Source organism: Winogradskyella ouciana, assembly GCF_009709615.1.
Classification (GTDB): domain Bacteria; phylum Bacteroidota; class Bacteroidia; order Flavobacteriales; family Flavobacteriaceae; genus Winogradskyella; species Winogradskyella ouciana.
In genome coordinates this window covers 1-257 of record NZ_WJYA01000192.1, presented here as the reverse complement: position 1 = coordinate 257, position 257 = coordinate 1, and the positions used below count along the sequence as shown (strand labels likewise).

The 257-nt window shown below is 50.6% G+C and carries 1 protein-coding gene; it reads left to right on the top strand.

What is annotated here, in order from left to right:
* Positions 1-257: aminotransferase class I/II-fold pyridoxal phosphate-dependent enzyme (locus F1003_RS18955; RefSeq protein ID WP_155090372.1), on the top strand; the 257-nt coding region annotated here is incomplete at both ends.

The window sequence follows — 257 nt, the reverse complement described above, 5'->3', positions numbered from 1 at the left end:
TTCATTGATTTTTTGCTGAATCAGGCGCGGACGTTTATTTTTCAGACGGCCCTCCCGCCGTCAATTTGTGCAGCTTCGCATACGGCACTTGACATCATATCAGATATGCACGATACGCGCCGTGAGCTGCAGTCGTCTGTCAAAACGATAAAAACGCGTCTGGCCGATATGGGCTTTACCGTAAGAGGCGGAGATACACCGATTATCCCCGTTATCATCGGTGATGCAAAAACAGCGGTTTCAGCCGCTGCGCTGCT